Source organism: Roseateles depolymerans (assembly GCF_003387155.1).
Classification (GTDB): domain Bacteria; phylum Pseudomonadota; class Gammaproteobacteria; order Burkholderiales; family Burkholderiaceae_C; genus Roseateles; species Roseateles depolymerans.
Window position 1 is genome coordinate 105,573 of record NZ_QUMT01000002.1, and the last position, 25,135, is coordinate 130,707.

General features: G+C 66.4%; 25 protein-coding genes. 6 read left to right on the forward strand and 19 right to left on the reverse strand.

The window, feature by feature from the left end; all coding sequences use genetic code 11:
- Nucleotide 1: 1 nt before the first annotated feature.
- The 12 genes from DES44_RS08490 to flgB all read right to left on the reverse strand — a co-directional run bounded on the left by DES44_RS08490 (nt 2) and on the right by flgB (nt 12,115).
- Complete coding sequence (locus DES44_RS08490) at nt 2-1,165, reverse strand: EAL and HDOD domain-containing protein (RefSeq protein ID WP_058934571.1); 1,164 nt, start codon at nt 1,163-1,165, stop codon at nt 2-4.
- Between the two features lie 13 nt (nt 1,166-1,178).
- Complete coding sequence (flgL, locus tag DES44_RS08495; protein ID WP_058934572.1) at nt 1,179-2,426, reverse strand: flagellar hook-associated protein FlgL; 1,248 nt, start codon at nt 2,424-2,426, stop codon at nt 1,179-1,181.
- Nucleotides 2,427-2,481: 55 nt separating this feature from the next.
- On the reverse strand, nt 2,482-4,455 hold the full coding sequence (gene flgK, locus DES44_RS08500) for a flagellar hook-associated protein FlgK (protein ID WP_058934573.1): 1,974 nt from the start codon (nt 4,453-4,455) through the stop codon (nt 2,482-2,484).
- A gap of 17 nt (nt 4,456-4,472) precedes the next feature.
- Complete coding sequence (flgJ, locus tag DES44_RS08505; protein ID WP_058934574.1) at nt 4,473-5,354, reverse strand: flagellar assembly peptidoglycan hydrolase FlgJ; 882 nt, start codon at nt 5,352-5,354, stop codon at nt 4,473-4,475.
- Nucleotide 5,355: 1 nt separating this feature from the next.
- Nucleotides 5,356-6,510: a flagellar basal body P-ring protein FlgI gene (locus DES44_RS08510; RefSeq protein WP_058934575.1), complete on the reverse strand. Its 1,155-nt coding sequence runs from the start codon at nt 6,508-6,510 to the stop codon at nt 5,356-5,358.
- A 46-nt stretch (nt 6,511-6,556) separates the two neighbouring features.
- Nucleotides 6,557-7,318, reverse strand: coding sequence for a flagellar basal body L-ring protein FlgH (locus DES44_RS08515; protein WP_083525478.1), 762 nt, complete (start codon nt 7,316-7,318; stop codon nt 6,557-6,559).
- Nucleotides 7,319-7,427: 109 nt separating this feature from the next.
- Complete coding sequence (gene flgG / locus DES44_RS08520; RefSeq protein ID WP_058934576.1) at nt 7,428-8,210, reverse strand: flagellar basal-body rod protein FlgG; 783 nt, start codon at nt 8,208-8,210, stop codon at nt 7,428-7,430.
- A gap of 109 nt (nt 8,211-8,319) precedes the next feature.
- Complete coding sequence (gene flgF, locus DES44_RS08525; protein ID WP_058934577.1) at nt 8,320-9,048, reverse strand: flagellar basal-body rod protein FlgF; 729 nt, start codon at nt 9,046-9,048, stop codon at nt 8,320-8,322.
- 49 nt (nt 9,049-9,097) lie between these two features.
- The gene (flgE, locus tag DES44_RS08530) at nt 9,098-10,501 is read right to left on the reverse strand and encodes a flagellar hook protein FlgE (protein WP_058934578.1); all 1,404 of its coding nucleotides are present in this window, start codon (nt 10,499-10,501) and stop codon (nt 9,098-9,100) included.
- Nucleotides 10,502-10,557: 56 nt separating this feature from the next.
- On the reverse strand, nt 10,558-11,214 hold the full coding sequence (locus DES44_RS08535) for a flagellar hook assembly protein FlgD (protein ID WP_058934579.1): 657 nt from the start codon (nt 11,212-11,214) through the stop codon (nt 10,558-10,560).
- Nucleotides 11,215-11,272: 58 nt separating this feature from the next.
- Complete coding sequence (flgC, locus tag DES44_RS08540; protein WP_058934580.1) at nt 11,273-11,695, reverse strand: flagellar basal body rod protein FlgC; 423 nt, start codon at nt 11,693-11,695, stop codon at nt 11,273-11,275.
- 36 nt (nt 11,696-11,731) lie between these two features.
- The gene (flgB, locus tag DES44_RS08545; RefSeq protein WP_058934581.1) at nt 11,732-12,115 is read right to left on the reverse strand and encodes a flagellar basal body rod protein FlgB; all 384 of its coding nucleotides are present in this window, start codon (nt 12,113-12,115) and stop codon (nt 11,732-11,734) included.
- 247 nt (nt 12,116-12,362) lie between these two features.
- Here flgB and flgA point away from each other — a divergent pair, with 247 nt between their 5' ends.
- From flgA to DES44_RS08560, 3 genes are all read left to right on the forward strand, one after another.
- The gene (gene flgA / locus DES44_RS08550; RefSeq protein ID WP_058934582.1) at nt 12,363-13,529 is read left to right on the forward strand and encodes a flagellar basal body P-ring formation chaperone FlgA; all 1,167 of its coding nucleotides are present in this window, start codon (nt 12,363-12,365) and stop codon (nt 13,527-13,529) included.
- Nucleotides 13,530-13,733: 204 nt separating this feature from the next.
- Complete coding sequence (gene flgM, locus DES44_RS08555; RefSeq protein ID WP_058934583.1) at nt 13,734-14,114, forward strand: flagellar biosynthesis anti-sigma factor FlgM; 381 nt, start codon at nt 13,734-13,736, stop codon at nt 14,112-14,114.
- Between the two features lie 78 nt (nt 14,115-14,192).
- Nucleotides 14,193-14,585: a hypothetical protein gene (locus DES44_RS08560; protein WP_058937315.1), complete on the forward strand. Its 393-nt coding sequence runs from the start codon at nt 14,193-14,195 to the stop codon at nt 14,583-14,585.
- A 105-nt stretch (nt 14,586-14,690) separates the two neighbouring features.
- On the opposite strand, the gene DES44_RS08565 is transcribed toward DES44_RS08560, so the two are convergent.
- From DES44_RS08565 to kefF, 3 genes are read right to left on the reverse strand one after another with little or no spacing between them, the layout of a single operon-like run.
- Nucleotides 14,691-15,122, reverse strand: a complete 432-nt coding sequence (locus DES44_RS08565; protein ID WP_058934584.1) for a DUF1841 family protein — start codon at nt 15,120-15,122, stop codon at nt 14,691-14,693.
- Between the two features lie 24 nt (nt 15,123-15,146).
- On the reverse strand, nt 15,147-17,006 hold the full coding sequence (kefC, locus tag DES44_RS08570) for a glutathione-regulated potassium-efflux system protein KefC (RefSeq protein ID WP_058934585.1): 1,860 nt from the start codon (nt 17,004-17,006) through the stop codon (nt 15,147-15,149).
- Entirely contained in the window at nt 17,006-17,644 is a 639-nt protein-coding gene (gene kefF / locus DES44_RS08575; RefSeq protein WP_058934586.1) for a glutathione-regulated potassium-efflux system oxidoreductase KefF, read from the reverse strand. Before kefF ends, kefC begins: the two co-directional genes overlap by 1 nt.
- 125 nt (nt 17,645-17,769) lie before the next feature.
- On the opposite strand from kefF, the gene DES44_RS08580 reads away from it, so the two are divergent.
- From DES44_RS08580 to DES44_RS08590, 3 genes are all read left to right on the forward strand, one after another.
- On the forward strand, nt 17,770-18,414 hold the full coding sequence (locus DES44_RS08580) for a ParA family protein (protein ID WP_058934587.1): 645 nt from the start codon (nt 17,770-17,772) through the stop codon (nt 18,412-18,414).
- Between the two features lie 39 nt (nt 18,415-18,453).
- Nucleotides 18,454-18,906, forward strand: coding sequence for a MaoC family dehydratase (locus DES44_RS08585; RefSeq protein ID WP_058934588.1), 453 nt, complete (start codon nt 18,454-18,456; stop codon nt 18,904-18,906).
- Nucleotides 18,907-19,116: 210 nt separating this feature from the next.
- Nucleotides 19,117-19,860 carry a response regulator gene (locus DES44_RS08590; protein ID WP_058934589.1) on the forward strand — a complete coding sequence of 248 codons (744 nt, stop codon included), beginning with the start codon at nt 19,117-19,119 and terminating at the stop codon, nt 19,858-19,860.
- A 365-nt stretch (nt 19,861-20,225) separates the two neighbouring features.
- Here DES44_RS08590 and DES44_RS08595 read toward each other — a convergent pair whose 3' ends face one another.
- The 4 genes from DES44_RS08595 to DES44_RS08610 form a co-directional block, all read right to left on the reverse strand.
- The gene (locus DES44_RS08595) at nt 20,226-21,098 is read right to left on the reverse strand and encodes a segregation and condensation protein A (RefSeq protein WP_058937316.1); all 873 of its coding nucleotides are present in this window, start codon (nt 21,096-21,098) and stop codon (nt 20,226-20,228) included.
- A gap of 65 nt (nt 21,099-21,163) precedes the next feature.
- Nucleotides 21,164-21,367 carry a DUF3460 family protein gene (locus DES44_RS08600; RefSeq protein WP_058934590.1) on the reverse strand — a complete coding sequence of 68 codons (204 nt, stop codon included), beginning with the start codon at nt 21,365-21,367 and terminating at the stop codon, nt 21,164-21,166.
- Between the two features lie 75 nt (nt 21,368-21,442).
- Nucleotides 21,443-23,488, reverse strand: a complete 2,046-nt coding sequence (gene metG, locus DES44_RS08605) for a methionine--tRNA ligase (RefSeq protein ID WP_058934591.1) — start codon at nt 23,486-23,488, stop codon at nt 21,443-21,445.
- 64 nt (nt 23,489-23,552) lie between these two features.
- A complete protein-coding gene (locus DES44_RS08610) occupies nt 23,553-24,584 on the reverse strand; it encodes a bile acid:sodium symporter family protein (protein WP_058934592.1) in 1,032 nt (343 codons plus the stop codon).
- Between the last annotated feature and the right edge of the window lie 551 nt (nt 24,585-25,135).

Below are 25,135 nucleotides of genomic sequence, written 5' to 3' on the forward strand. Positions count from 1 at the left end.
CTTACTCCAGCTGGCCGGCCTTGTGCAGGGCGCGCAGCACGGCGTTGTTGACCTCTTCCGGCGACAGCATCAGGGCGTCGATGGCGGTGCGGGTGTCGAAGACGGATTCGTTCTCGATGGCCTGCACCAGGTCCAGGTAGGGCTTGTACGGGCCGTTCTGGTCCACCAGCGCCTGGCGCACCCGCTCGGGCACCGGAATCGACTGCAGCAGCTTCTCGAAGGGCTGGCGCAGCATGTGGTCCAGCAGCGAGAACAGGCCGCAGATGAACATTTCATCGCGCAGCTCGGCCTCGGCCATGCTCTTGGCCAGGTCTTCCATCAGCAGGCCGCGGCGCAGCGCGGCGAACATCACCGGGCGCATCGCATGTTCCTTGCTGGCGGTGGCCAGCAGCAGGGCCAGCCAGCGGCGCAGGCGGGCGTAGCCCAGCAGCATGATGGCGTGGCGGAAGGACGACACCTCCACCGACAGGCCAAAGGCCGCGGAATTCATGTAACGCAGCAGCTTAAAGGCCAGGCTCGGGTCGCGCTTGAGCGTCTGCTCCAGCCGCTCCACATCCTCGCCCTGGTCCACGCGGGACATCAGTTCCACGATGACCTGCAGGTCCGCCGCCTGGGTGTCCTTGCCGGCGGGCGGCGTGGCGGGCGCGTCGAATTCACCGTGGAAGGGCCAGCCCAGCACGCCGGCAGCGCCCTTGTCCCAGGCCTGCTTGAAGTCGTCGGAGCTGCGGGCGCCCGACACCAGCACGGTCTTGCCGGCCGGGGCAGGGCCGCTGGCCAGGTCGGACAGGTCCAGCACGATCTGCTTGAAGCCCGGGGCTTCCGACCGGCCCTTGAGCAGGGTGACCACGCCTTCGGCGGCGCGGGCCTGGATGTGGGTGGCCAGTTCCGCGTCCCCGACCAGGAAGGCGGGCACCTCCACCCGGAAGTGGCGCGGCAGCGAGGTGGCGAGCAGGCCTTTGAGCAGCCCTTCATGCGCCACGTTCAGCACCACCGGCTTGGCCGGGAAGGCGTCCGTCAGCGCCGCCAGCACCTCCGCCGGAGCGGGGGTCGCTTCGGGGCGCAAAGCGAACACGGTGACGCGGGTGGCTTCGATGTCGAGTGGCCTGGTAACCAGGGGCGCGTATCCCAGGGCCAATTGGCCCAGCACGGCGTGCGTCGAGTTCATGCAGATGGCGGCGTCAGGAGTTGAGGTATTGGAACAGCGACATGCGCTGCACCATGGCGTAAGTCTTCAACGCCGCATCGTAGCCCGTCTGCTGGTTCTGGAAATCGGAAATGCCCTGCGTCATATCCAGGTCCTCTGCGGCAGATTGCTCAGCCTGGTTGTAAACCTTCAGGGTCTGGAGCCGCGCCTGGGATCCGTCCAGGTTGTTCATCTGCTCGCCGACCTGGCTGCGCACGTTGGTCAGGTTGCCCATGACGGCGTCCAGATCCCGCAGGTTGACCAGGTTGTCCTGGGTGACCTGGGTGCCGGTGCGGCCGTCCTTGCGCAGGGATTCGATGGTGCGGTCCAGCACGTCGAAGACCTTCAGGTCGTTGGTGGCGGGGGCGACGGTGAAGGTGTCGCCGTCCACCGGGCTGCCGCCGATGGTCATGGCCAGGCCGTCGAACTTGACGGTGTTGCCCGCCGTGTAGTTGTCGCTGGCCACGGGGACATGGCCCTGCGTCTCGTTGTAGACGGTGTAAGTCTGCGACGGAGCGGTGCCGGTGATGGTGATGGAGTAGGACGCGCCGGTGACGGCCGTGGGGTCGGTCACCCGGCCGGCATCGATCCAGCCGGCCGGCGCCGCACCGGTGGTGGCGTTGGTGCCGGCCCCGGTCACGAAGGTGCCGTTGCCGCTGCGCGCCTGCTCCCAGGCGGCCCGGCCGTCCACGCTGAGCGGATAGTTCTCGAGGTTGCCGGTGGTCACATTGCCGCCGATGCCCTCGAAGCTGACCCCGCCGCCGGTGCGGTTACCCGCCGCGTCCCGCTGCACCGGATTGTCCAGGAAGGGCGTGCCGGTGGTGCCCTGGCCGGAGAACAGGTAGCCGCCGGCGCCGTCGCCGCGGTTGGCAATGGACAGCAACTGGTCGCGCAGGCCCTGCACCTTGTTGGCCAGGCTCTTGCGCTCGGCATCGGTGTAGCTGGCATTGCCGGCGGCGATCAGCGTCTCGCGGATCTGCTGCATGATTTCGTTGGCATCGCCCAGGGCGCTTTCGGCCAGCGTCATGCTGTTGCGGCTGGCGTCCAGCGCGCGGGTGCTGGCGTCCACCTGGCCGATGGCCGTGCGGGCGCGCTCGGCACGGGCGGCGCCGGTGGGGTCGTCGCTGCCTTTTTCGACCCGCTTGCCGGAAGTCAGGCGTTGCTGGGCGTCCTGCATCTCCTGCTGGCGTTTCTGCAGCGTCGAGATGCTGGCCTCGAACATGTTGGCGGTGGAGAGGCGCATGGCGGTCGTCCTGGCGTCAGTTCACTGGGGGGCGTGCGGCGGTGGATCCGGAGAATCAGCGCTGCACGATGCTCAGCAGTTGGTCAAAGATGGTCTGGGCGGTCTGCAGCACCTTGGCAGCAGCCTGGTAGCCCTGCTGGAACTGCATCAGCCGGGCGGCTTCCTCGTCGAGGTTGACGCCGGCCTGGCCGGAACGGGTGGCCTCGGCCTGGCTGGCCACCGTCGTGGAGACGCTGGCCAGGTACTCCGCGCCCTGCACCCGCGAGCCGACGTCGGCAATCGCGGCTGCATAGGCCTCGGTGACGGTCTGACCGCGGGAGAGGGTGCCGTCGGCCTGCAACTGCTTGCCGACGAAGGTGTCGCTTTGCAGCTTCAGGAAGGCCTTGGCATTGCCATTGTTGGTCGAGACCACCGCATCCGACGGCTGCAGGTTGATCTTGTCCCCCTCGCGGGGCACGCCGTTCAGGCGCAGCTCGAAGCCCAGGTCCACATTGTTGGCCGGGTCGTTGCCGATGGCCTGGCCGGCCTTCCAGGTGCCGGTGTAGCTGGTGTTGTCCGCCAGGGTGATGGTGTAGTTGATGCTCTGGTCGGCATTGACGGTGCCGAACTGCACGGTGGACGGCTGCAGGCTCTTGTCGAACTTGGGGTTGACCGCGTAGAGCGAGTCCACCGTGGCCGTGCCCTTGTTGTTCACGTCCACCGTGCCCACCACCGGCGCAGCGGCGGCCAGGCCGCTGGGGTCGTCCAGCGCGCGCTTGAAGCTGGTGGAGGCGGCGGCGACCGGCTCCAGCACGAAGCGGTCATTGGCCTGCATCGTGCCGGTCATCGTCAGGCTGATGCCGTAGGCCTTCTCGATCTGGTCCTTGTTCATCGTCGTGGCCGTGCCGTCCGGGCGCACCGCGACCTGGTAGCTGTCGGGCGTGCCGGTCGGGTCGGCCGAGATGACGAAGGACAGGGCCGGGACCAGCGAGCCATCGGTGATGGTGGCCGACAGCTTGGCATCGCCCTTGTTGGTGATGGCCGGCATGACGGTCGGCGGGGCGATGCTGAACAGCGGACCGCCGGCCGAGGCCTTCAGGTCCACGCCCAGGGCCTGCTGCTCATTCACCCGCGTGGCAATGGCGGTGGCCATCTGGCCCAGCAGGTTGCGGGCATCCTGCAGGTGGGTGTTCTGGTAGCGCAGCAGCGCGGTCAGGGAGCCGCCGGTCAGGGTGCTGTCGTCCAGCACCCGGGTGCCGTTGGCTTCGGTGATGGACAGCTGCGCGCGGGAATTGTCGTAGGGGTCGGGCGTGACCTGCAGCTCCTGGGCCTGGCTGCCCAGCACCAGGCGCTGGCCGCCGCCGATGAACACACCCACCGTGCCGTCGCTGCTGGCCACGGTCGAGACCTGCACATACTGGCTCAGCTGGGAGACCAACTGGTCGCGCTTGTCCAGCAGGTCGTTGGGGGAATGGCTGGTGCCGTTGGCGCGGGCGATCTGGTCGTTGGCCGCGGCGATCTGCTTGGCCAGCTCGTTGACGGTCTTGACGTCCGCCTTCATGTCGCTGACCACGCCCGACTGCAGGTCGGCCAGTTGCTGGCCGGCGCTCTGGAAGCGGGCCGCCAGTTCCTGCGCCTTGCCCAGCACCACCTGGCGGGCGGACGGGTCAGAGGGCCGGCTGGCCACATCGACCAGCGCATTGAGGAAGTCGTTGCTCGCCTGGCCGATGCCGTCCGAGCCGGTGGGGAAGACGTTTTCCAGCTGCGACAGCTGCGCCTGCATGGTGTTGTCCATGAAGGCCTGCGACTTGGCCGCCGCCGCTTCGCGGGTCAGGAATTCGTTGTGGGAGCGGGTGACCGTCTGGACATTCACGCCCTTGCCGAAATAGCCCGCGCCGGTGAACTGCCCCTCGGGCGTGGTGAGCACCACTTCCTGGCGCGAATACCCGGCCACGTTGGCATTGGCGATGTTCTGGCCGATGGTCTGCAGGGCCGCCTGGTTGGCGAACATGGCCCGCACGCCGAGGGAAAGCAGGGCGGAGGTCGACATGCTGGTGTCCTAGAGCGTCAGGCCATGGCGCGTTGCACGCGCATGGTGGTGTTGATGACACGCGCCAGCTTGGACGCGTATTCGGGGTCGGTGGCATAGCCGGCCTTCTGCAGGCCCTTGGCAAAGCCTTCGGCACTGCCGGTGCTGGCCTTGGCCACGACGTCGCGATAACGGTCGTTGCCGCTGATCAGCTTGGCATAGTCCTTGAACGCTTCCTCGTAGCTGCCATAGGCGCGGAACTTGGCCGTCACCCGCTGCGGCTTGCCGTCCACATATTCGGTGGTGCTGACCTCGGCCACCTTGCCGGTCCAGCTCGGACCGGCCTTGATGCCGAAGACATTGAAGCTGCTGCTGCCGTCCTTGTTCAGGATCTCGCGCTTGCCCCAGCCGGACTCATGCGCCGCCTGGGCGATCATGAAGCTGGCCGGAATGCCGGTGGCGGCCTGGGCGGACTTGGCGGCGCTGTCGTGCTTCTGGATGAAGTCCTGCACATGCGGCTGCACGTTCTTGGTGGCCAGCTGCGGCAGCTGCTGTGTGGCGGCGGCGGCCTTGGCACTGGGCAGCTCACCGTCCTTCACGCCCAGCTGGCGCTGCAGATGCCGCTCGATGGCCTGCGACAGGCCGCCGGGCAGACCGGCCATCTTGCCGGCGTACTGCTGGTCCAGCATCTCGCCGCCCATCTGCGTGGCGGAGTTGTCCAGCATGCCCGAGCTCATCGTGGCCTGGCGCATGCTCTTCATCACTTCCTGCATGAAGAGGGTTTCGAACTGCTTGGCCGTCTCCTTGACGGCCGCCTTCGGGTCGCGCGCGGCGACCGACTTGAGCTGGTCGATGGAGCGGGTGTCGTTGGTGAGGCCGCCGTTGCCCAGGGCGGTGCTCAGGGGAGTCGAGAGCGCCATGTCAGATCACCTCCAGCTCGGCATTGAGCGCGCCGGCACTTTTCATGGCCTGCAGGATGGCCAGCAGGTCCTGGGGGGTGGCGCCCAGCGTGTTGAGCGCCTTGACCACATCATTGAGGCGGGTGCCGGCCGGCAGCTGGATCAGCGTGCCGGGGTCCTGCTTGATGGAGATGTCGGTCTTCTCCGTCACCGTGGTCTGTCCGCCGGACAGCGCATTGGGCTGGCTGACCTGCGGCGTGCTGGAAATCGTCACCGCCAGGTTGCCATGGGCCACCGCGCAGGGCGACAGCGTCACCGCCTGGTTCATCACCACCGAGCCGGTGCGGGCATTGATGACGATGCGGGCGGCCGGCGTTTCCAGGTCGATGGGCAGGTTTTCCATGTCCGCCAGGAAGGCCACGCGAGCGTCCGGCGCGAGGGGCGCCCGCACCCGCACCACCCGGCCGTCCAGCGGCTGGGCCGTGCCTTCGCCCTTGGCCTTGTTGATGGCCCGGGCGACCGCGCGGGCGGTGCCGAAATCGGAGGCGTTGAGGTCGAGCTGCAGGAATTCGTTCTGCTGCAGCGGCGTGGGGACGCTGCGTTCCACCAACGCGCCATTGGGGATGCGGCCGGCGCTCAGATGGTTGATCTGCACCTTGGAGCCGCCGGCGGAGGCGCCTGCGCCACCGACCACCAGGTTGCCCTGGGCGATGGCGTAGACCTGGCCGTCGGCACCGCGCAGCGGCGTGGCGATCAGCGTGCCGCCGCGCAGGCTCTTGGCATTGCCCATGGAGGAGACCACCACATCCAGCGGCTGGCCGGGCTGGGCGAAGGGCGGCAACTGGGTGGTGATCATCACCGCGGCCACGTTGCGCGGCTGCATGGTGATGCCCTGGGGCAGCGTGACGCCGAAGGCCTGCAGCATGGCGGCCAGGCTTTGTCCGGTGAAGGGGGCCTGGGTGGTCTGGTCGCCGGTGCCGTCCAGGCCCACCACCAGGCCGTAGCCGGTCAGCGGGTTGGAACGCACGCCCTGCACGGCCGCCACTTCCTTGATGCGGGTGGCCTGGGCCGGGGTGGCCACAGCCAGCAGCGCCATCAGGCTCAGCAGGCCGCTTGCCAGCAGGCGGGGGCAGGGACTGAAAAAGCGGCGGAGGGGGAGGTAGGTGCTTGGGTACATCTCGGTCACACGTGAGGCAGACTCGTGTGACCGATTGTGGGCAAACTTAAGTCGGCGAAAGGTTCAAGAAGAACCGGGATAGCCAGCCAATTGAATGTGCATCGGCCACGGCACCACGGCCGCGCTGCTCCACCCGCACATTGGCCACGGCCGTGGACGGCACCGTGTTCCCCTGGCGGATGGTCTGCGGGTCGACCTGGCCGAAGAAGCGCAGCACATCGACGTTATTGTTCACACCCACCTGCTTTTCCCCGGAGATCAGCAGGTGGCCGTTGGGCAGCACGCCCGTGACCACGGCGGTGATGGTGCCGGAGAAGTCGTTGGTGTTCTCGTTGGTGCCCTTGCCGGTGTTCTTGTTGGACGAGGTGGCGCCCACCTCCGCACGGCCGGTGCCGAAGGAATTCGCGGCAAAGCCCGGGATGGCGGTCACACCGGCCGACAGGGCGCCGGTCTTGTCCAGCGCGGAGCTGGACTTCTGGCTGGCGCTGACCTTCTCGGTGATGGTGACGGTGACGATGTCCCCTACCAGCCGGGCGCGATGGTCTTCGAAGAGCGGGCGGAAGTTCGCGTTCTGGTAGATGGCGCCATTGTTGGCCGAGGCGGGGATCGGCTCGGGCATGCGCACCACCGGGGCCGGCTGCATGTCCACCCGGGGCTGCGGATAGGGCGTGCTGCAGGCGCTCAGCAGCGCTGCAGCAGGCACGGACAGGCCGAGCACGATGTGGCGGGCCAGTGCGGACACCCGGCGAGCCGACCGGGGGAGGGCCGGTCGGGCGAGGGAAGTCTGGGCGAGGGGGGAGCGGGACATGAGCAACTCCTGGAGCGTCGTCGGGCACAGTGGCGGAGAAGGGGCATCCGATCGGTGGCGGGGCACGCCGGTGCGCAGCCCCCATCCCATCAGCGATTCCCCGTTAACGTCAGATCTGCGCCAGCTTCTGCAACATCTGATCCGAGGTCTGGATGGCCTTCGAGTTGAGCTCGTAGGCGCGCTGGGTCTGGATCATGGAGACCAGCTCTTCCACCACATTCACATTGGAGGTTTCGGTGAAGCCCTGCTGGACCGCGCCCAGGCTGTTGGTGCCTGGAGCGCCGGTCTGCGGCGTGCCCGAGGCGACGGTTTCCGCATACAGGTTGCCGCCCAGCGACTCCAGTCCGGGCGGATTGATGAAGTTGGCCAGTTGCAACTGCCCCAGCGTGGTGGGGTTGGTGTTGCCAGCCGTGGTGACGGACACCGTGCCGTCCTGGCCGATGGTCAGGGACTTGGCGTCCGCCGGCACGATCAGGCCGGGCAGCACGGTATAGCCGTTGTTGGTGACCACCTGACCGTTGGCGTCCAGCTGGAAGCTGCCGTCGCGGGTGTAGGCGGTGGTGCCGTCCGGCATCTGGATCTGGAAGAAGCCATTGCCCTTGATCGCCACATCCAGATAGTTGCCCGACTGCTGGAGCGAGCCCTGGGTGTGGTTGCGGGAGGTGGCCACGGCACGCACGCCCAGGCCCACCTGCAATCCGGTGGGCAGGCTGGTCTGCTCGGACGTGGCGGAGCCGGCCGGGCGCAGGTTCTGATACATCAGATCCTCGAACACCGCATGCTCGCGCTTGTAGCCATTGGTCGAGACGTTGGCCAGGTTGTGCGAGACCACATCCAGCTGCATCTGCTGGGCTTCCATGCCGGTCTTGGCGATCCAGAGGGAACGTAGCATGTTGAACTCCTGATTCTTCAGACGGGCACTGTGCCCTCATCCCGGGCGGTCAAAGCCCGGATGAGCATGGGATTGCCGGGGCGTTTCCCGGTGTTCTGCGGGCGAGGCATCAGCTGTCGCTCAGCAATTTGGACGCGGCCTGGCCGTGGGTCTGGGCAATCTGCAGCAGCTTCATCTGCTGCTCGAACTGCCGGGCCGCGGCGATCATGCCCACCATGGTTTCCACCGGCGACACGTTGGAGCCTTCCAGCGCGCCGGCCTGGACTCGGCCGTTCGGGTCGGCCGGCAGCGGCTCGCCATCTGCCGGGGCGAACAGGCCGTCGGTGCGGCGGGTGAAGCGGCCGTCCTCGGTCACCAGCTTGAGCTTGCCGATGTTCACCGGGCGCTGGTTGCCGGACTTGGCGGTGATGGTGCCGTCATTGCCGATGTCCACCGTCGAGTTGGGAGGCACGCTGATGGGGCCGCCGTCGCCCAGCACCTGCAGGCCGTTGCGCATGACCAGCAGGCCTTCGGCATTCACGTCCATCGAGCCGGCGCGGGTGTAGGCCTCGGTGCCGTCCAGGGCCTGCACCGCCATCCAGGTCTTGCCCTTCATGGCCACGTCCAGGTTGCGGCCGGTGGTTTCCAGCGGCCCGGCCGACAGGTCGTGCCCGGTGGTGGTTTCCAGCGAGAAGGCCCGCACGGTGGAGCCGTCGCCGCGCACCGGCACCGAACGGAAGGCCTGCAGCTCGGCGCGAAAGCCGTTGCTGTTGACGTTGGCCAGGTTGTTGGCCAGCACGTCCTGGCGCGAGAGGGCGGCTTGTGCGCCACTCATCGACAGATAGATCATGCGGTCCATGGTCAGCGTTCCTTGGCGTTGCTTGTGACGTCAATCGGGGCCGGGGCGATCAGCGCAGGTTCACCAGCGTCTGCAGCACCTGGTCCTGGGTCTTGATGGTCTGGGCGTTGGCCTGGTAGACGCGCTGCGCGGTCACCATGTTCACCAGCTCATTGGTCAGGTCCACGTTGGACTCCTCCAGCGAGCCGGCCTTGAGCGCGCCGAGGTTGCCGTCCCCGGGCACGCCCACCACCGCATCGCCGGACGCATTGGTGCGGTTCCACAGGTTGCCGCCCAGCGGCTGCAGGCCTTGCGGATTGCGGAAGGTGGCCAGTTCCACCTGGCCCGCCGGCTTGGACTGGCCGTTGGAATACCGGGCGGTGACGATGCCGTTGTTCTCGATGCTGATGCCGGTCAGCTGGCCCGGCGCGTAGCCGTCCTGGGTCAGGCTGGTGACGGCGAAGTTGGCGCCGTTTTCCACGGCCGAGGTCATGTCCAGTGAAATGCCCTTGACGGAAGGATCGGACGGGTCGGCCGGCGGCGCCGGAATGGCCAGTGTGGGCGCGCCTTGGGAGTTCACGCCCGCCGGGATCTTCAGGTTCAGCAGCTCGTTGGCGGCCGGAGACACCGGATTGCCGCCGGTGGGCAGGAAGGTGACCTGGGTGAAAGGCGTGAGCGGATTGCCGGTGGCGGTGCCGTCTTCGGTCTGGATCGGATTGCCCTGGGCGTCGTACTGCACCGCACTGCCGTTGGCCGTCACATAGACGTTCCAGACGGTGTTGCCGTTGGCGTCATCGTTGTTGGCGCGCTGGTAGTACAGCGTCACGGCCACCGGCTGTCCCTTGGCGTCGTAGACGGTGAGCGACGTGGCGTTGTTGTAGGTCTTGGGGTCGCTCAGCGTGATGCCGGTCTTGTCGATCTTCGCGGAATTCGGATCGGCCGGGTCGCTCAGCTCGAACGGCGCGGTGGCGCCGGCGCGGGAGTCCAGGGTGAATTCCATCGCGATGTTGCCGGTCACCTTGGGGTCGATGCCACCGGTGGGCAGCTTCAGGGACGTGGCCAGGCCCGGCTGGATGACGCCGTTGCCGTCTGCCGGATAACCCTGCAGCTTGAGCTGGTCGTTGTTGACGATGTAGCCCTCGCGGTCGACCTTGAACTGGCCGTTGCGGGTGTACATGGTCGGGCTCTTGCCGTCGCTGACCTGGAAGAAGCCGTTGCCGTTGATGGCCAGGTCCATCGGGTTTTCGGTGACGGTGATGTTGCCCTGCGTGAACTGCTGGGCCACGGTCTGCAGCTGCACGCCGATGCCGATCTGGTTGGTGCCGGCCCCGTTGAGCGCGGTGGCGTACATGTCGGCGAATTCGGCGCGCGACGATTTCGCCCCGTAGGTCTGGGCGTTGGCAATGTTGTTGCCGATGACTTCCAGGTTCTTGCTGGAAGCGTTCAATCCGGAGAGGCCTTGTTGGAAGCTCATGGGAAGTCCTTGGGCAGTTCGGTTCGGGTCGGTTCGGGCCGGGTCGGTTCAGTCGGTCAGACGATGTTGCGGACCTTGTCGTAATCGACCAGACCGCTGTTCTTGAGTTCCAGCTGCAGGGTGGCGCCGCTGGTGTTCACCGCACTCACCACATCGCGGGTGTAGGTCGTGGCGGTGACCGGGTTGGTGTTCTTGGTGGCGGTGACGCGGAAGGTCAGGCCGGTGGTTTCACCGGACTTGCTGGCGTCCCAGGTGTAGGTCTGGTTGCCGGCCTTCTGGGCGCCGAGGTCCTGGGTGGAGATCACGGTGCCGGCGCCGTTGAGCACTTCCAGCTTGACCGAGTCGGCGGGGTTGGCCAGCTCGTAGTTGAGCTGCGCCTTGCCGTTGTCCACCGCCACCTTGTTGCCCGGCACGGTCACCGAGCGGCCCACCAGGCTGACGCTCTGCAGCGCCTGCATCTGGCTGAACTGGTTGGCCAGGCTCTGGATGCTGGTGTTGACGTTGCCCACGCCGGTGACCGTCTGGATCTGCGCCAGCTGGGTCGTGACCTGGGCGTTGTCCATCGGATTCATCGGATCCTGGTTCTGCATCTGCGCCACCAGCAGCTTGAGGAAGCGGTCCTGGGTGTCGGCGGCATTGGGCGACGAGCTGCTGGACGCGCCGCCGGTGCCGGTGGACGTCTTGCTGGTGCTGTTCAGGGTGGTGAAGTCCATGATGGGCGATCCTGGTGCGGGAGGTTGAGGCGATCAGGCGGGTTGCGCAGCGGCGGCGTCAGCCCTGGCCCATCTGGAGCGTCTTGAGCAGCAGCGACTTGGCCGTGCCCATGACTTCGAGGTTGTTCTGGTAGGAACGCGAGGCGGAGATCATGTTGACCATCTCCTCCACCGTGTTGACGTTGCTGTAGGTGACGTAGCCATCGGCATCGGCGAGCTGGTGGCTCGGGTCATGCACGCGGCGGCCAGGGGCCTGGTTCTCCTTGACCGCGACCACCTGCACGCCGACGTCGGTGGCGTCGGTCATGCCGCCGTTGCGGTTCATCAGGCTCTGGAACACCACCTCGCGGGCCTTGTAGGCCTGGCCGTCCGGGCCGGCGACGGTGTCCGCATTGGCCATGTTGCTGGCCACCGCGTTCAGGCGCTGGCTCTGCGCACTGACGGCGCTGCCGGAGATGTGGAAGATGCTGAACATGGACATGGCGGGGTCCTCCTACTGGGGCGTCATCCGGCTTGATCAGGCGGCGTTGGGCGACTTCATCGCATCCATCAGGGTGCGGACGCTGCCATTGATGAAGCGCAGGGATGCTTCGTACTTGACGGTGTTGTCGGCAAAGCTGGCCCGTTCGCGGTCCATGTCCACCGTGTTGCTGTCCATGCTGGTCATGGCGGTGAGGGAGTTCTGCAGCACGCCCTGGGTGCGCTGGGTCAGCGTCTGGTTGGACGTTTCAGCCGCCGGCGAGGTGGCCTCGCGCAGCGCCTTGGCGAAATCCAGGTCCCGCGACTGATAGCCCGGGGTGTCCGCATTGGCGATGTTGCTGGCGAGCAGGCGCTGACGCTCCGCCCGCAGGGTCAATGCCTGGGCCTGGAAGTTCATCGCGTCGGTCAGTCGGTTCATCATGGTGCGGCTCCTGTGCGGCGTCTGTCCGGGGTGGACGGGGCCATTGGGCTTGTACGTCCGGGCATTGTGGGCAGCGCGCCGGAAAACATGAGCGCGATAAGACGGGGGTTTGCCGGCCATTTCGGCGCCATGTGGGGGGAGGGGATCGATAGAGTGCGGTGTCATGTCGAAGTACCACTCCCCCCACGCGCGCGCCGGCTCCGGCGACCTGGCTTGGTGCGCCCGCTTGATCCGTGGCATCGGACGAATGAGCGGAATCAGCGCATTCGGCGCGGTCCGGGCGACGCGCTCGATCGCCGGCGCCGCCCTGCTGCTGGTCGGTGGACTGGGGAGCGCGGGATCGGCGTGGGCGGGTTCGTTGCCGGAGCCCATCATTGATCCGACGATGGCGGCGGCGGATGCGCAGCGCGCCGCGCCAGGAACCGAGGGCGCGACGGCGCCGGCCGCTGCCAACCGCTCATCGGGGACGGGCGGGCGCACGGCACTGGCTCCGTCGGCGGTGTCCGGGCCGATGCCGCAGCGGCAACTGGCCACATCGTTCCAGCCAGCGCCGGTTCCCCCGGGCGCCCTGAAGGGGTCTTCTTCGGCCCTCTCGGGGATCAACCGGGCGCAGGGGGCGGCGGTGGATGCCAGCGCCAACGCCAATGTTGTCCCTCACAACTCCGCCGGGGCCGCGACCCTACCGCCCGCGAACATTGCCGCGGACGCACTGACTTCCACGGGGCCGGGGGCCACCGGCAGCGTCCGTATGAGTGCCGCCCCGTCCCTGCCGCCTCCCAGCCCGCTGGAATCCAGCCTGCAGGAGACGCTCCAAACGCTGGCGCTGGCGGGGGCCCGCCAGGTGGCGCCGGCGTCGGCACGGGTGGAAGTGGAGCTGGGGCGGCTGGATCCGCGCCTTCGGCTCGCGCCTTGCGAACAGATTCAGCCGTATCTCCCACCCAATCAGCGGATGTGGGGTCGCACCCGCATCGGCATCCGCTGCCTGAGCGGCCCGACCAAGTGGAATGTGAGCCTGCCGCTGACCATCCGGGTGTTCGCCCCGGCGTATGTGGCGGTGACGGACCTCCCGGTCGGTACCGAACTGACTCAAGAACGGCTGCGTCTGGCCGAAACCGACATTGCGGGCGAAGTGGGGGTGATCTTCACCCAGCCCGAAGCCTGGGTCGGCCGTCATCTGGCCAAGGGGCTGATGGCCGGAGAGGCGCTGCGTTCGACCGACCTGAAGCTGCGCCAGTGGGTGCAGCCGGGCGACCGGGTGCAGGTGCAGGCGGCGGGGAACGGTTATGCCGTGTCGGGCGAAGGCCAGGCGATGGGCGTGGGGCTGGAGGGACAGGACGTCCGCATCCGCTTCGACAATGGCCGCATGGTCACCGGGCGGACGGTGGGTGAACGTAAAGTCGAGGTTTTGCTGTGAAACCGGCGGGACAATCAGGCCTTGAACCGGTGCCGCCCCCTGTTTTGGCGGGCCGTAGCGTGAATTGGGCGGGGTTTGCCCCGTTCTTCGCTAGCCATTTCGTGAGGACTGGCCCTAAAGTCTGGTCTGCACAGGTCGATATACCGAATATCGAATGGGGTCTGGCTGCGGTCGGGCCCACGGATGAATGCCAGGAGAGTGGCCATGAAGATCGGTAACAGTCCAGAACTCAATGCCTACACCAAGGTGAGCAGCACGCGCACCGGTGGGGCAGAGGCCGGCCGTGCCACCCCCACGAATACCAATGCCGCTGCCACTTCCGGCACGCCGGATGCGGTCAGCAGCGGCCCCACCCGGGCGACCGGTGTGGCGGCACAGGACGCGGCGTCCCAGGTGGCGCTGTCCAGCACGGCCAGCACGCTGATGTCGTCGTCGGTGTCGTCGGACGACACGGTGGACATGGATAAGGTCAACCGCATTGCCGCTGCCATCCGCAACGGGGAATTCAGCATCAATGCCGGTGTGATCGCCGACAAGCTCATTGCCAACACGGCGGAGCTGCTGGGCAAGGTACAGTCTCACTGAAACGCCAAGACCTCCTGAAAGCCCCATCGCGTGTCCGCCCCGAAGATCAACGTGTCCGTCAACGTGCCTGGTGTCGCCATGTCTGCAACGCCCAATGCCCAGCCCTCGGTCGACCTTGAGCAGCCCCTGCAAGAGGTGGAAAGCTGCCTGAACCTGCTGGGCGACGCCCTGCATCGACGGGACACCCAGGCCATCGAACTGCATGCGGCCAGCCTGCATCTGGCGCTGGCGCGCGCCATCGAGCAGTTCACGCTGGCGGCACGCAGCGGCACGGTGCCGGCGGGTCTTCGTACGCGGCTGGTGCAGGCCGGCGGCCGTGTGGCGGCCCAGCGTGAATCCCTGGCACGCGCCACCGCGGCCTTGGACCGCGCCATCGACGTGCTGATGCCCGGTGAGCCCTCGGGGCTGTACGGGGCGTCCGGCAAGAGCGAGCGCAAGTCGGCGCTGTCGGGCGGGTCGATCCAGGCCTGACGGGCCCTGGCGGCTGCGGCCGCTCCCAAAAGAATGAAACCCAGCGCTGCTGGGTTTTTTTCGTCCCTGATCCGGTGATCGCCGGGCCTGCCCGGTTGTGAGGATTCAGCGTGTGGCCTTGCGGCGCAGGCAGTCCAGATACGCGTGGCCATCCGGCGGCAGCCCGCTGCGCTGCGAGGTCCAGATCATCTCGCCCAGGCATTCCATCGCTTCATGATGGGCCTCGTGCAGGGACTGGCGGCGCGCTGCCAGCAGGTCCAGCGCCTGCCGCACACCCCGCGGCTGGTCGATCTTGTGCTGCTCGATCAGCGTCAGGTGCATCGACAGGTGCAGGAACGGGTTGGTGCGGCCGTCCTCCACCGTATAGACCGCTGCCAGTGCAGCCGCCGGGTCGGCCAGATCGTCGTGGTACTCAGGGTGCTCGACGATCCAGTCCGCCGCGATGGCCTCCATCGGTGTCAAGGGCAGGCTCTCGCGCTGCTTGCGATAGGTCTCGCAGAAGAACTTGCGGACTTCAAGTTGGGAAGGAGCAAACATAGCGCTGGATTGTCGCCTGACCGCTCAAGGCCTGCCGACTTGGGGCTGCTGTTCCGGCTGCTGCTCGGGCTGCCGCTCCGGCTCCTGCCAGGGGCGCGCGCCGGCACCGTCCGCCATCGCGCGGCGTTCCTGCGCCAGGCGCTCCTCCAGTTGCTGCCGGCCCTGCTTGGACATGGCGATCAGCGTGTCCAGGTCGCCGCGATGCGGACGCATTGCTTCCATCTGTTCCACGCTGTGGCGCCGGAACCGCATGGCCAGTTGCCGCGCCGCATGCGGTGTCCAGCCGATTTTCTCCATCACGCTGCGGGCGCTCATCAGGGCGGAATCCAGCGTTTCACGCTCGATCATCTCCACCCCCAGTTCGCGCAGACCGTAGTAGTGCTGCACATTGCGGGCCCGCGCCACGACCTGCAGGTGCGGAAACTGCTCCCGCGCCAGTTCGGCGATTTTGAGACTGTGGTTGACGTCGTCCACCGCGATCACCAGCACATGGGCGGTGTCCGCGCCGGCAATACGCAGCAGTTCCAGCCGGGTCGCATCCCCCCAGAACACGCGCCAGCCGAAGCGCCGCAGGGACTCGACGGTATCGGCGTCATGGTCCAGCACCGTTGCACTGACCCCGTTGGCATTGAGCACCCGGCCGATGATCTGCCCGTAGCGGCCAAAGCCGGCAATGATCACTGGCGAGTCCTGCTGCTCCTTGAGTTCATGCGGGGAGCTGCGGGTCTGCTGCCGAGCCCGCCGCTGCACCCAGGCCAGCAGGGCCGGTGTCAGCGCCAGGGACAAGGCCACCGCCGCCACCAGCACCGAGCGCTGGGCGGCGTCCAGCAACGTGGCCTGCTCGGCCAGTTGGAACACCACAAAACCGAACTCACCCCCTTGCGCCAGCAGGATGACAAACACCGGCCGTTCCAGCTTGGGCAGATCCATCAGGCGGGCCAGGGCGAACAGCACCAGGCCCTTGCAGATCCACAGGGCGGCCAGCAGGCCCAGCACCATCATCGGCCGCTCCCACAGCACGGTCAGGTCCAGCCCCATGCCGACGGCGATGAAGAACATGCCCAGCAGCAGCCCCTTGAACGGCTCCAGGTCGGCCTCCAGGGCGCGGCGGTATTCGCTCTCGGCCAGCAGCACCCCGGCGGCGAAGGCGCCCAGCGCCATGGACAGGCCCACCTTCTGCATCAGCGCTGCGGTGCCCAGCACCAGCAGCAGCGAGGCTGCCGTGAAGATCTCCGGCGTGCCACTGCGCGCGATCCAGCGCAGCAGCGGGCGCAGCAGCAGCCGGCCCCCCAGCACGATGGCCACCAGCGCGCCCAGCGCCAGCCACAGCTTGGCGCTGTTGTGTCCGGCGGCGGGGCGGCCCTGGCTGGCCAGCAATGGAACCAGGGCCAGCACCGGGATGGCGGCGATGTCCTGCAGCAACGCCACGCTGATCACGCTTTGGCCGGCCCGGGTGCCGCCCAGGTTTTTCTCGGCCAGCACCGCCAGCGCCACGGCGGTGGACGACATGGCCAGGCCCAAGGCGGCGATCACGGCGGTGTGCCAGTCCGAATCCAGCCAGAAGGCGGGCACCAGCAGCAGGGCGGCGCAGCCCAGCATCTGGGCCGACCCCCAGCCGAAGATGGGCCGGCGCATCGCCCACAGTCGCTTGGGCTCGAGTTCCAGGCCGACCAGGAACATCATCAGCACCACGCCAAATTCGCCGATTTCCAGCACGGTGGAGGGATGGCTGATCAGCCCCAGCACCTGCGGCCCCAGCAGCACGCCGGCCACCAGGTAGCCCAGGATCGCGCCCAATTTCAGCCCCCGCGCCAGCGGCACGGCCAGCACCGCGGCCGCCAGCAGCACCAGTGGCGTCATCAACCAGTTGCCATGCGATTCCATCAGACCGGCACTCCTTCCTGGCTGGCCGGGCGGTCCTCGTTGGGCACCTCCTCCTGGGCGGGCTCGGGCTGGAGGTCGCACCAATGCGGCACCTCGGTCAGGCCTTCCACGAACCGACGGGCATGGGCCTGGATCTCCTCGTCCGAGGCTTTCTGGGCACTGTGCAGCAGCAGCGGCGGCACGAACCGCATGCCACACAGGGCGGCGGTCTGCGCATACGGCAGCAGGAATTCTTCCACCGGGTGGTGGTTGTAGCCTTCGGGGCTATAGGCGTGCTGGCTGCCGCCGGTGGACATCACCAGCCACAGGTCCTTGCCATGCAGGGCGTGTCCGCTGCTGCCGTAGGCAAAGCCGACGCTCAGCACTTCGTCCACCCACAGCTTCATCAGGGCCGGCATGCCATACCAGTGCATGGGGTGCAACCACACCAGCAGCTTGGCCGCGCGCAGCGCTTCCTTCTCGGCATGGACGTCGATGGAGTAGTCGGGATAGAGCGCATACAGGTCACGCACCCGCACGTGGGGCTGGCCGTGCACGGCGGACAGCAGGGCGCGGGTCACCCGCGAATGGGCCAGGTCGGGATGGGCGGCCAAGATCAGCACCGGGGCGGCCGGATCGGACTGCGGCGGCAGCGGCATGCGGCTGTCCCTCTCAGGGTTGCCACCAGGGGGGAGTTGGCGTGAAGACATGGGCCGGGAGTATGCGGTATCCCCTAAGATCCTGTGGCTCCCTGTCGAGGACAACATCCAGAAGAGGAGGGGCCATGTCGGTGATTCTGGTCGCCAACCCCAAAGGGGGCGTTGGCAAAAGCACGCTAGCCAGCAACATTGCGGGCTACCTGTCCCATCGCGGCCACAGCGTGATGCTGGGCGATATCGACCGTCAGCAATCCTCGGCCCGATGGCTGGCGCAGCGGCCGGCCAGCGTCCCGCTGGTGCGGGGGTGGGAGCTGCAATCGGTGGACGGTCTTCGCACACCCAAGGGTGTGACGCATGCGGTGCTGGACACGCCGGCGGGCCTGCACGGCAAGAAGCTGGCGCAGGCGCTGAAGATTGCGGACCGCGTGGTGGTGCCGCTGCAGCCCAGCCTCTTTGACATCCAGGCGACATACGATTTTGTGCAGGAGCTGCAAGATGCCCGGCAGGATCGCGGCACGCATGGGCAGCGTCTGTCGGTGGCGCTGGTGGCGATGCGGGTGCGCGAGGGCACCTTGTCGCAGCAGCAGCTGCAGCAGTTCATCCAGCAACTGGGCCTGCCCTTGCTGGCCGAGCTGCGGGACACGCAGAACTATGTGCAACTGGCCGCGCGGGGGCTCACCTTGTGGGACATCGCGCCGGGCCGGGTGGCTCGCGACCTGGAGCAATGGCACGAGCTGTGCGCCTGGCTGGAGCCGCCCACTCTCAACTGAGCGTGCGCGCCGGGTGCCTGCAACCCACAGGAGACCCGCATGCGCATGTTTGACACCCTGGACCAACTACAGCCGCTGATCGGACAGGAGATTGGCCTGTCCGACTGGGTGGAGGTGGACCAGGCCCGCATCAACGCCTTCGCCGAGGCCACCGAAGACCGTCAGTGGATCCACACCGACCCGGCGCGGGCGGCACAGGGGCCTTTCGGCGGCCCCATTGCGCATGGTTTTCTCACGCTCAGCCTGCTGCCCCACTTCTTCGAGACCGGATTTCGCGTCCGCGAAACCCGCATGGGGGTCAACTACGGCCTGGACCGCGTGCGCTTTCCGGCGCCGGTCCCGACGGGCAGCCGCCTGCGCGGACGTTTCGTCCTGAAAAAGCTGGACCCTGTCGAAGGCGGCATGCAACTGCTGGTGGAGGTGACCGTCGAGACCGAGCGAGGCGGCAAGCCGGTCTGCGTGGCTGAATCGATTACCCGCCAATACCGCTGAATCAAGCCCGAAATGGCAAGGCCGCTGTCTCCCCCGTAACCACCCGAAACCCACGCTCCGGCATGTTCTTTTACAGAACTTCCAATCGCCCGTCATGCCACCGTAAGGGGGAGTGTTTCGGCACAACACCCAACCTATGATCGCGCCTTCCAAGGGCGAAGTGCCCGATGTGCACCGTTGTCCTGGCGACAGGAATGAGGAGAGATACGCGTGAGGGTTCTGCTGATCGACGACCACCCCTTGATTCTGGCCGCGCTGCAGACCGTCATCCAAGGCCTGGGCGAGGATGTGCAGGTGCTGGGGGCGGACAGTGCTGCCCAGGCTCGCGACACTCTCAAGGCCCGGCAGGATTTCGATCTGGTGCTGCTCGATCTGAACTTGGGCGATGCCAGTGGTTTTGACGTCCTGGAGGAATTCCGGGCTTTGTACCCGTCGCTGCCGGTGGTGGTGATTTCCGCTTCGGACCGGGCCAGCGATGTCATCCGCGCGATTGACCAGGGTGCGATGGGCTTCATTCCCAAGCGCACCAGCAACGAGGTGTTGGCCCAGGCGCTGAAGCTGGTCATGTCCGGCGGCATCTATGTGCCGCCGATGTCGCTGGGCAGTGAAGCGCCGGAGCCGGTCGAAATGGCTGTGCATGAAGCGGGTCCGGTCACCATGGCGGACAAGCTCCAGCAGGTGCATGCACTGGCCTCGCAGGCGGGCTACCAGACGACCACTGGCCTGGAGGGCCTGCAGTTGACCCCGCGTCAGACGGACGTGCTGGCGCTGCTTCTGCAGGGCAAGCCCAACAAGATCATTGCCCGAGAGCTGGGCGTCTCGGTGGAGACCATCAAGGACCACGTGGCGGCGGTGCTCAAGGCGCTGGGTGTCAGCTCCCGCACGCAGGCTGTGCTGGCGGTGGGGCAGATGGTGCAGCGTCAGCCGAACGCGGCGTTCACCACCTTCCGCTGAGCGCGGCGATCCCCAGACCCGGGACGGGAGTTAGCCGGGGCGCTGAGCGTTGTAGGAGCGGCGGTGCACTGCGGCGGATTTCGGGTCTTGATGGGGGTGGTGGACGGCGGATGGAGCGTTCCATCGACGCATGAGTCCTGCCTCGAGCCGCAGTGTTGGGGTGTCGCGAAGTGCGGTGCTGTTAGCGTGCTGCTCGGTCCGGACGGCAGTGCTCGGTGCAGGAAAGAGGGAGCCCGGGGCCCCTTTGCGGAAGTAAAGAGGGGAATGGCCGGCGCAGCCGGACAGGAGTGACATGGAGCAAAGGGGCCCCGGGCTCCCTCTTTCCGACGCGCAGTCAGAAAGCAGAAGTGCCCAAGGCCAATGCCTCAAGCCCTCGCCACCGCCTCATAGGTAAGCCGCACATAGATAGGCGCAAACGCCTCCGCCTGCGTGATTTCCACCAGCCGCTCCCGCGACAACTCCAGCATGGCGATAAAGCTCACCACCAGCACCTGCGGCCCCCGGTCGAGCTCGAAGAGGTCTTCGAACTCCACAAACTTCTGCCCTTGAAGCCTGCGCAACAGATGACTCATGTACTCCCGGACGGACAACTGCTCCCGGGAGATTTTGTGATGTTGATGCAGCTTGGCCCGGCGCATCAGGTCGGCCCAGGCCGCGCGCAGATCGTCCACGCTGACTTCAGGCAGCCGAGGCGCCAATGATTGCTCGATATGGATCTGGGCCCGCAGAAAGTCGCGCCCCAGCACCGGCAACTGATCCAGCCGCATGGCGGCCTGCTTCATCTGCTCGTACTCCAGCAGCCTGCGCACCAGCTCAGCCCGAGGGTCTTCCGGCTCCGCGCCATCGTCCGATTTTTTCGGTGGCAGCAGCATCCGCGACTTGATCTCGATCAGCATCGCCGCCATCAGCAGATATTCGCTGGCCAACTCCAGGTTGTGCCGGCGGATCTGCTCCACATAGCTCAGATACTGACGGGTCACCTCCGCCAGCGGAATATCCAGGATGTTGAAGTTTTGCTTGCGGATCAGATACAGCAGCAAGTCCAGCGGCCCCTGGAACGCTTCCAGGAACACCTCCAGCGCATCCGGTGGGATGTAGAGGTCTTGCGGCAGCGTGAACAGTGGCTCGCCATACAGACGCGCCACCGCCACGTTGTCCACCGTCTCTGGCGTCGTCGACGACCCATCCACCCCAGCCGGAGGATCCGGCAGGGCCAGGGGAGGGGCGGTCTCAGGCAGGTCGCTCACCGCGACTCAAGTCGGTGGACAGGGTCGGTGCGGACACACAGCGCCGCACCCCCGGCTCATTCTGACTTCGTCTGATAGACGTAGGGCTGCTGCTCCACGCGGGCATCGCGGAACTCCGACTGCGCGCTGCGGTCGATGTGGCGGTCCCACAGCAGGCCGCGGCCGGCGCGCTGCTCGGCTTCCAGCGTCGGTTTCTGGGCCTTGAGCTGTTCAATGAACTGCGTGACGTCGGACTTGTAGGGCTTCCAGAAGAGCGGCATGGCGTTGTGCGAATGAATGACTGACAGGATTCTAATGGTGGCCGACCCCGCAGGCCCGGCCACCGCTGAGGGACTTCAGCGAATGCGCATCCCCGGCTGGGCGCCCGGGAACGGCTCCAGCACAAAGATGCCGGGATGCGCCTTCTCGTCCGCATGGCTGGCGGCCAGCACCATGCCCTCGGACACACCGAACTTCATTTTGCGCGGCGCCAGGTTGGCCACCATCACCGTCAGCTTGCCTTCCAGCTGCTCGGGGCTGTAGGCGCTGCGGATGCCGCTGAACACATTGCGCAGGCGGCCTTCACCGGCGTCCAGCGTCAGGCGCAGCAGCTTGTCCGAGCCCTCCACCAGTTCCGCCTTCACGATTTTGGCCACCCGCAGATCGACCTTGGAGAAGTCGTCGATCTTGATCTCCGGTGCAAGGTCTTCCCCACCCGGGATCACCTTGGGCGGTGCCGGCGGCTCGAACAGCGCTTCCAGCAGCTTGGGGTCCACCCGCTGCATCAGATGCTCATAGACACCAATGCGATGGGCGCCCAAGGCGCGGTCGGCATCGTCGAAGCGCATCGGGGCCACCTGCAGGAAGTTTTCCACCTGCGCCACCAGCGCCGGCAACACCGGCTTGAGGTAGATGCTCAGCAGACGGAAGGCCTCGATGCAGACGGTGCACACGTCCTGCAGCACCTGGTCCTTGCCTTCCTGGCGCGCCAGCTCCCAGGGCTTGTTCTGGTCCACATACTCGTTGACCCGGTCGGCCAGCAGCATGATCTCGCGCAGGGCCTTGCCGAATTCGCGGGTCTCGTACAGCTCCACGATCTGGCCCTTGTGGGCCCGCAGGCCGTCCAGCAGCACCTTGCCTTCCACGCCCACGTCCGCTGACAACTGGCCGCCGAAACGCTTGGCCAGGAAACCGGCGGCCCGGCTGGCGATGTTGATGTACTTGCCCACCAGGTCGGAATTCACCCGGGCGACAAAGTCGTCGGGGTTGAAGTCCACGTCTTCGACCTTGCTGTTGAGCTTGGCCGCCAGGTAGTAGCGCAGCCATTCGGCATTCATGCCCAGGCTCAGGTACTTCAGCGGGTCCAGCCCGGTGCCGCGGCTCTTGCTCATCTTCTCCCCGCCATTGATGGTCAGGAAGCCATGCACGAACACATGGTTGGGCGTCTTGCGGCCGCTGAAATGCAGCATGGCCGGCCAGAACAGCGTGTGGAAATAGGTGATGTCCTTGCCGATGAAATGCACCTGCTCGGTGGACTCGTCGGCCAGGAAGGCGTCGAAATCACGGCCGATCTTGCCGAAGTAGTTCTTCAGCGAAGCCAAATAGCCGATCGGGGCGTCCAGCCACACATAGAAGTATTTGCCCGGCGCATCCGGAATCTCGATGCCGAAGTAGGGCGCATCACGGCTGATGTCCCAGTCGCCCAGGCCGCCGTTGCCGTCCTCGTCCTTGGTGAACCATTCCTTGATCTTGTTGAGCACCTCGCTCTGCAGACGGCCGGGGGTCTGGGTCCACTGTTCCAGGAATTCCACGCAGCGTGGGTCGGAGAGGCGGAAGAAATAATGCTCCGAGCTCTTCATCACCGGCGTGGCACCGGTCAGCACCGAGAACGGGTTCTTCAGCTCGGTCGGCGTGTAGACGGCGCCGCACACTTCGCAGGAATCGCCGTACTGGTCCTTGGCGCCGCACTTGGGGCACTCGCCCTTGATGAAGCGGTCCGGCAGGAACATCGACTTTTGCGGATCGAAGAACTGCTCGATCGTCTTGACCGAGATCAGCTCATTGGCCCGCAGCGACTTGTAGATTTCCTTGGACAGCGCGTGATTCTCCGGGCTGTCGGTGGAGCTCCAGTTGTCGAAACTGATGTGGAAGCCGTCCAGATACTGGCGCCGGCCAGCGGCAATGCCCGCCACGAAGTCCTGCGGCGTCTTGCCGGCCTTCTCGGCGGAAATCATGATGGGCGCGCCGTGGGCATCGTCCGCGCAGACGAAGTGCACCTCGTGGCCCATCATCCGCTGGAAGCGCACCCAGATGTCGGCCTGGGTGTACTCCATGATGTGGCCAATGTGGAAGTTCGCATTGGCGTAGGGAAGGGCGGTGGTGACAAAGAGTTTGCGTGTCATGGCGAACGATCTGCGGTGAGGGCCCGGCGCGGCGCGAAGCAGGGGAAACCCGCCATTCTAGGCGTCAGCGGGCTGCTTGTTGTGCGGAGGTCGCGGACGGGGGCGACTCGATCTTTCTGGCGGCATACCGCTGCGCCATCCAGGAGCACAGGATCAACTGCAACTGGTGGTAGAACATGATGGGCAGGACGATGACGCCCACCGCCGGATGGGCGCCGAACAGCAGCTTGGCCATCGGCACGCCGGAAGCGAGGGTCTTCTTGGAGCCGCAGAACACCGCCGCGATCTCGTCTTCGACCGACAGGCCCAGCAGCCGGGCCCCCCAGCGCGTCAGCGCCACCACCACGACCAGGAACAGGCCCGCCCCGACGGCGGCCTTCACCAGCAGTCCCGCCCCGTGGTCCCGCCACAGGCCCGATGCGACCGAATCACTGAAGGCGGACAGCACCAGCAGGATGATCACCCACCGGTCCACCAACGAAATCCGGGCCTTGTGCCGCTGATGAAAGCTCAGCAGCAAGGGGCGCAGCAGTTGTCCGGCCAGCAGCGGCAGCAGCAGCAACTGGGTCAGTTTCCAGACCGCTTCGCCAAAGGGCAGGGCCGCCCCGCTGCTGCCCGACATCACGCTCACCAGCGCCGGCGTGAGCACGATGCCCAGCAGGCTGGACGCGCTGGCATTAAAGATGGCGGCCGGCACATTGCCGCGGGCCAACACCGTCATGGCCACCGAGGACGAGATGGTCGAGGGCAGGGCGCACAGGTAGGCAAACCCCAGCGCCAGGTCTTGCGGCAGCCAGCGGCTGAACAGCGCCATGAAGGCCCACCAAAGCAGCGGGAAGAGCGCGTAGGTGCTCAGTTGCACCAGCAGATGCACCTGCCACTTCATCGCTCCGTCGCGCAGCGCCGCTGCTGACAGACCAAGCCCCGTCAGGAAGAACACCAGGGCGACGCCCCAGTTGCTGACGACTTCCAGCCGCAGCAGCCCGCCGCTGCGACCCAGGTCCGGCCAGACGCTCGCCAGCGCCACGGCGGCGACCAGCGCGAGAAGAAACCACTCCTTGCGAAGGCGCCCACCCACTTTTGCGATTGAACTCATGGCCGGAACTCTAGCGGTTCTGCGCCGTGGCACGGTCGCGCCCCGAACGCTGTCATCAAGCGGGCGTTTACCGCGCGCAAAAATGACCACCGCTTTGCGCACAACGCGTGGTTCGGACATACCGCTGACTCTAACGAGGGGTGGGCTGACTTCGAAATGCGTTCAAGCTTGGCCCGTAAAGCCTTGATTTCAAAAGCGTCTCCGACCTATCCACTGAGCCTGTGGATAAATGTGTGGGAAACCTGTCCCGGCGGCCTCTAAACCCTTGATTGATCGTGGGTGGAGGTTGGTTGCCTCATTTTCGAGCGGCCGACTTTCGTCTATATGAATCAACGACTTAGCGATGCCTGCAACAGCCTGTCACGGCTTTGTCCCCTGCTGGGCGACGAATGTGTCTGGATCTTGCAAGTGGGGATAAGTCAACCCCCTGGGTGCTGATTTTGAGCTTGACAGAGCCCGACTGACCCCGGAAGTGGCGACCGACGAGCACCAGACTGTCCACCTCCGCTGTGGACAACCATGTGGGCTGTCTGGCGATGACACCTGCAAGT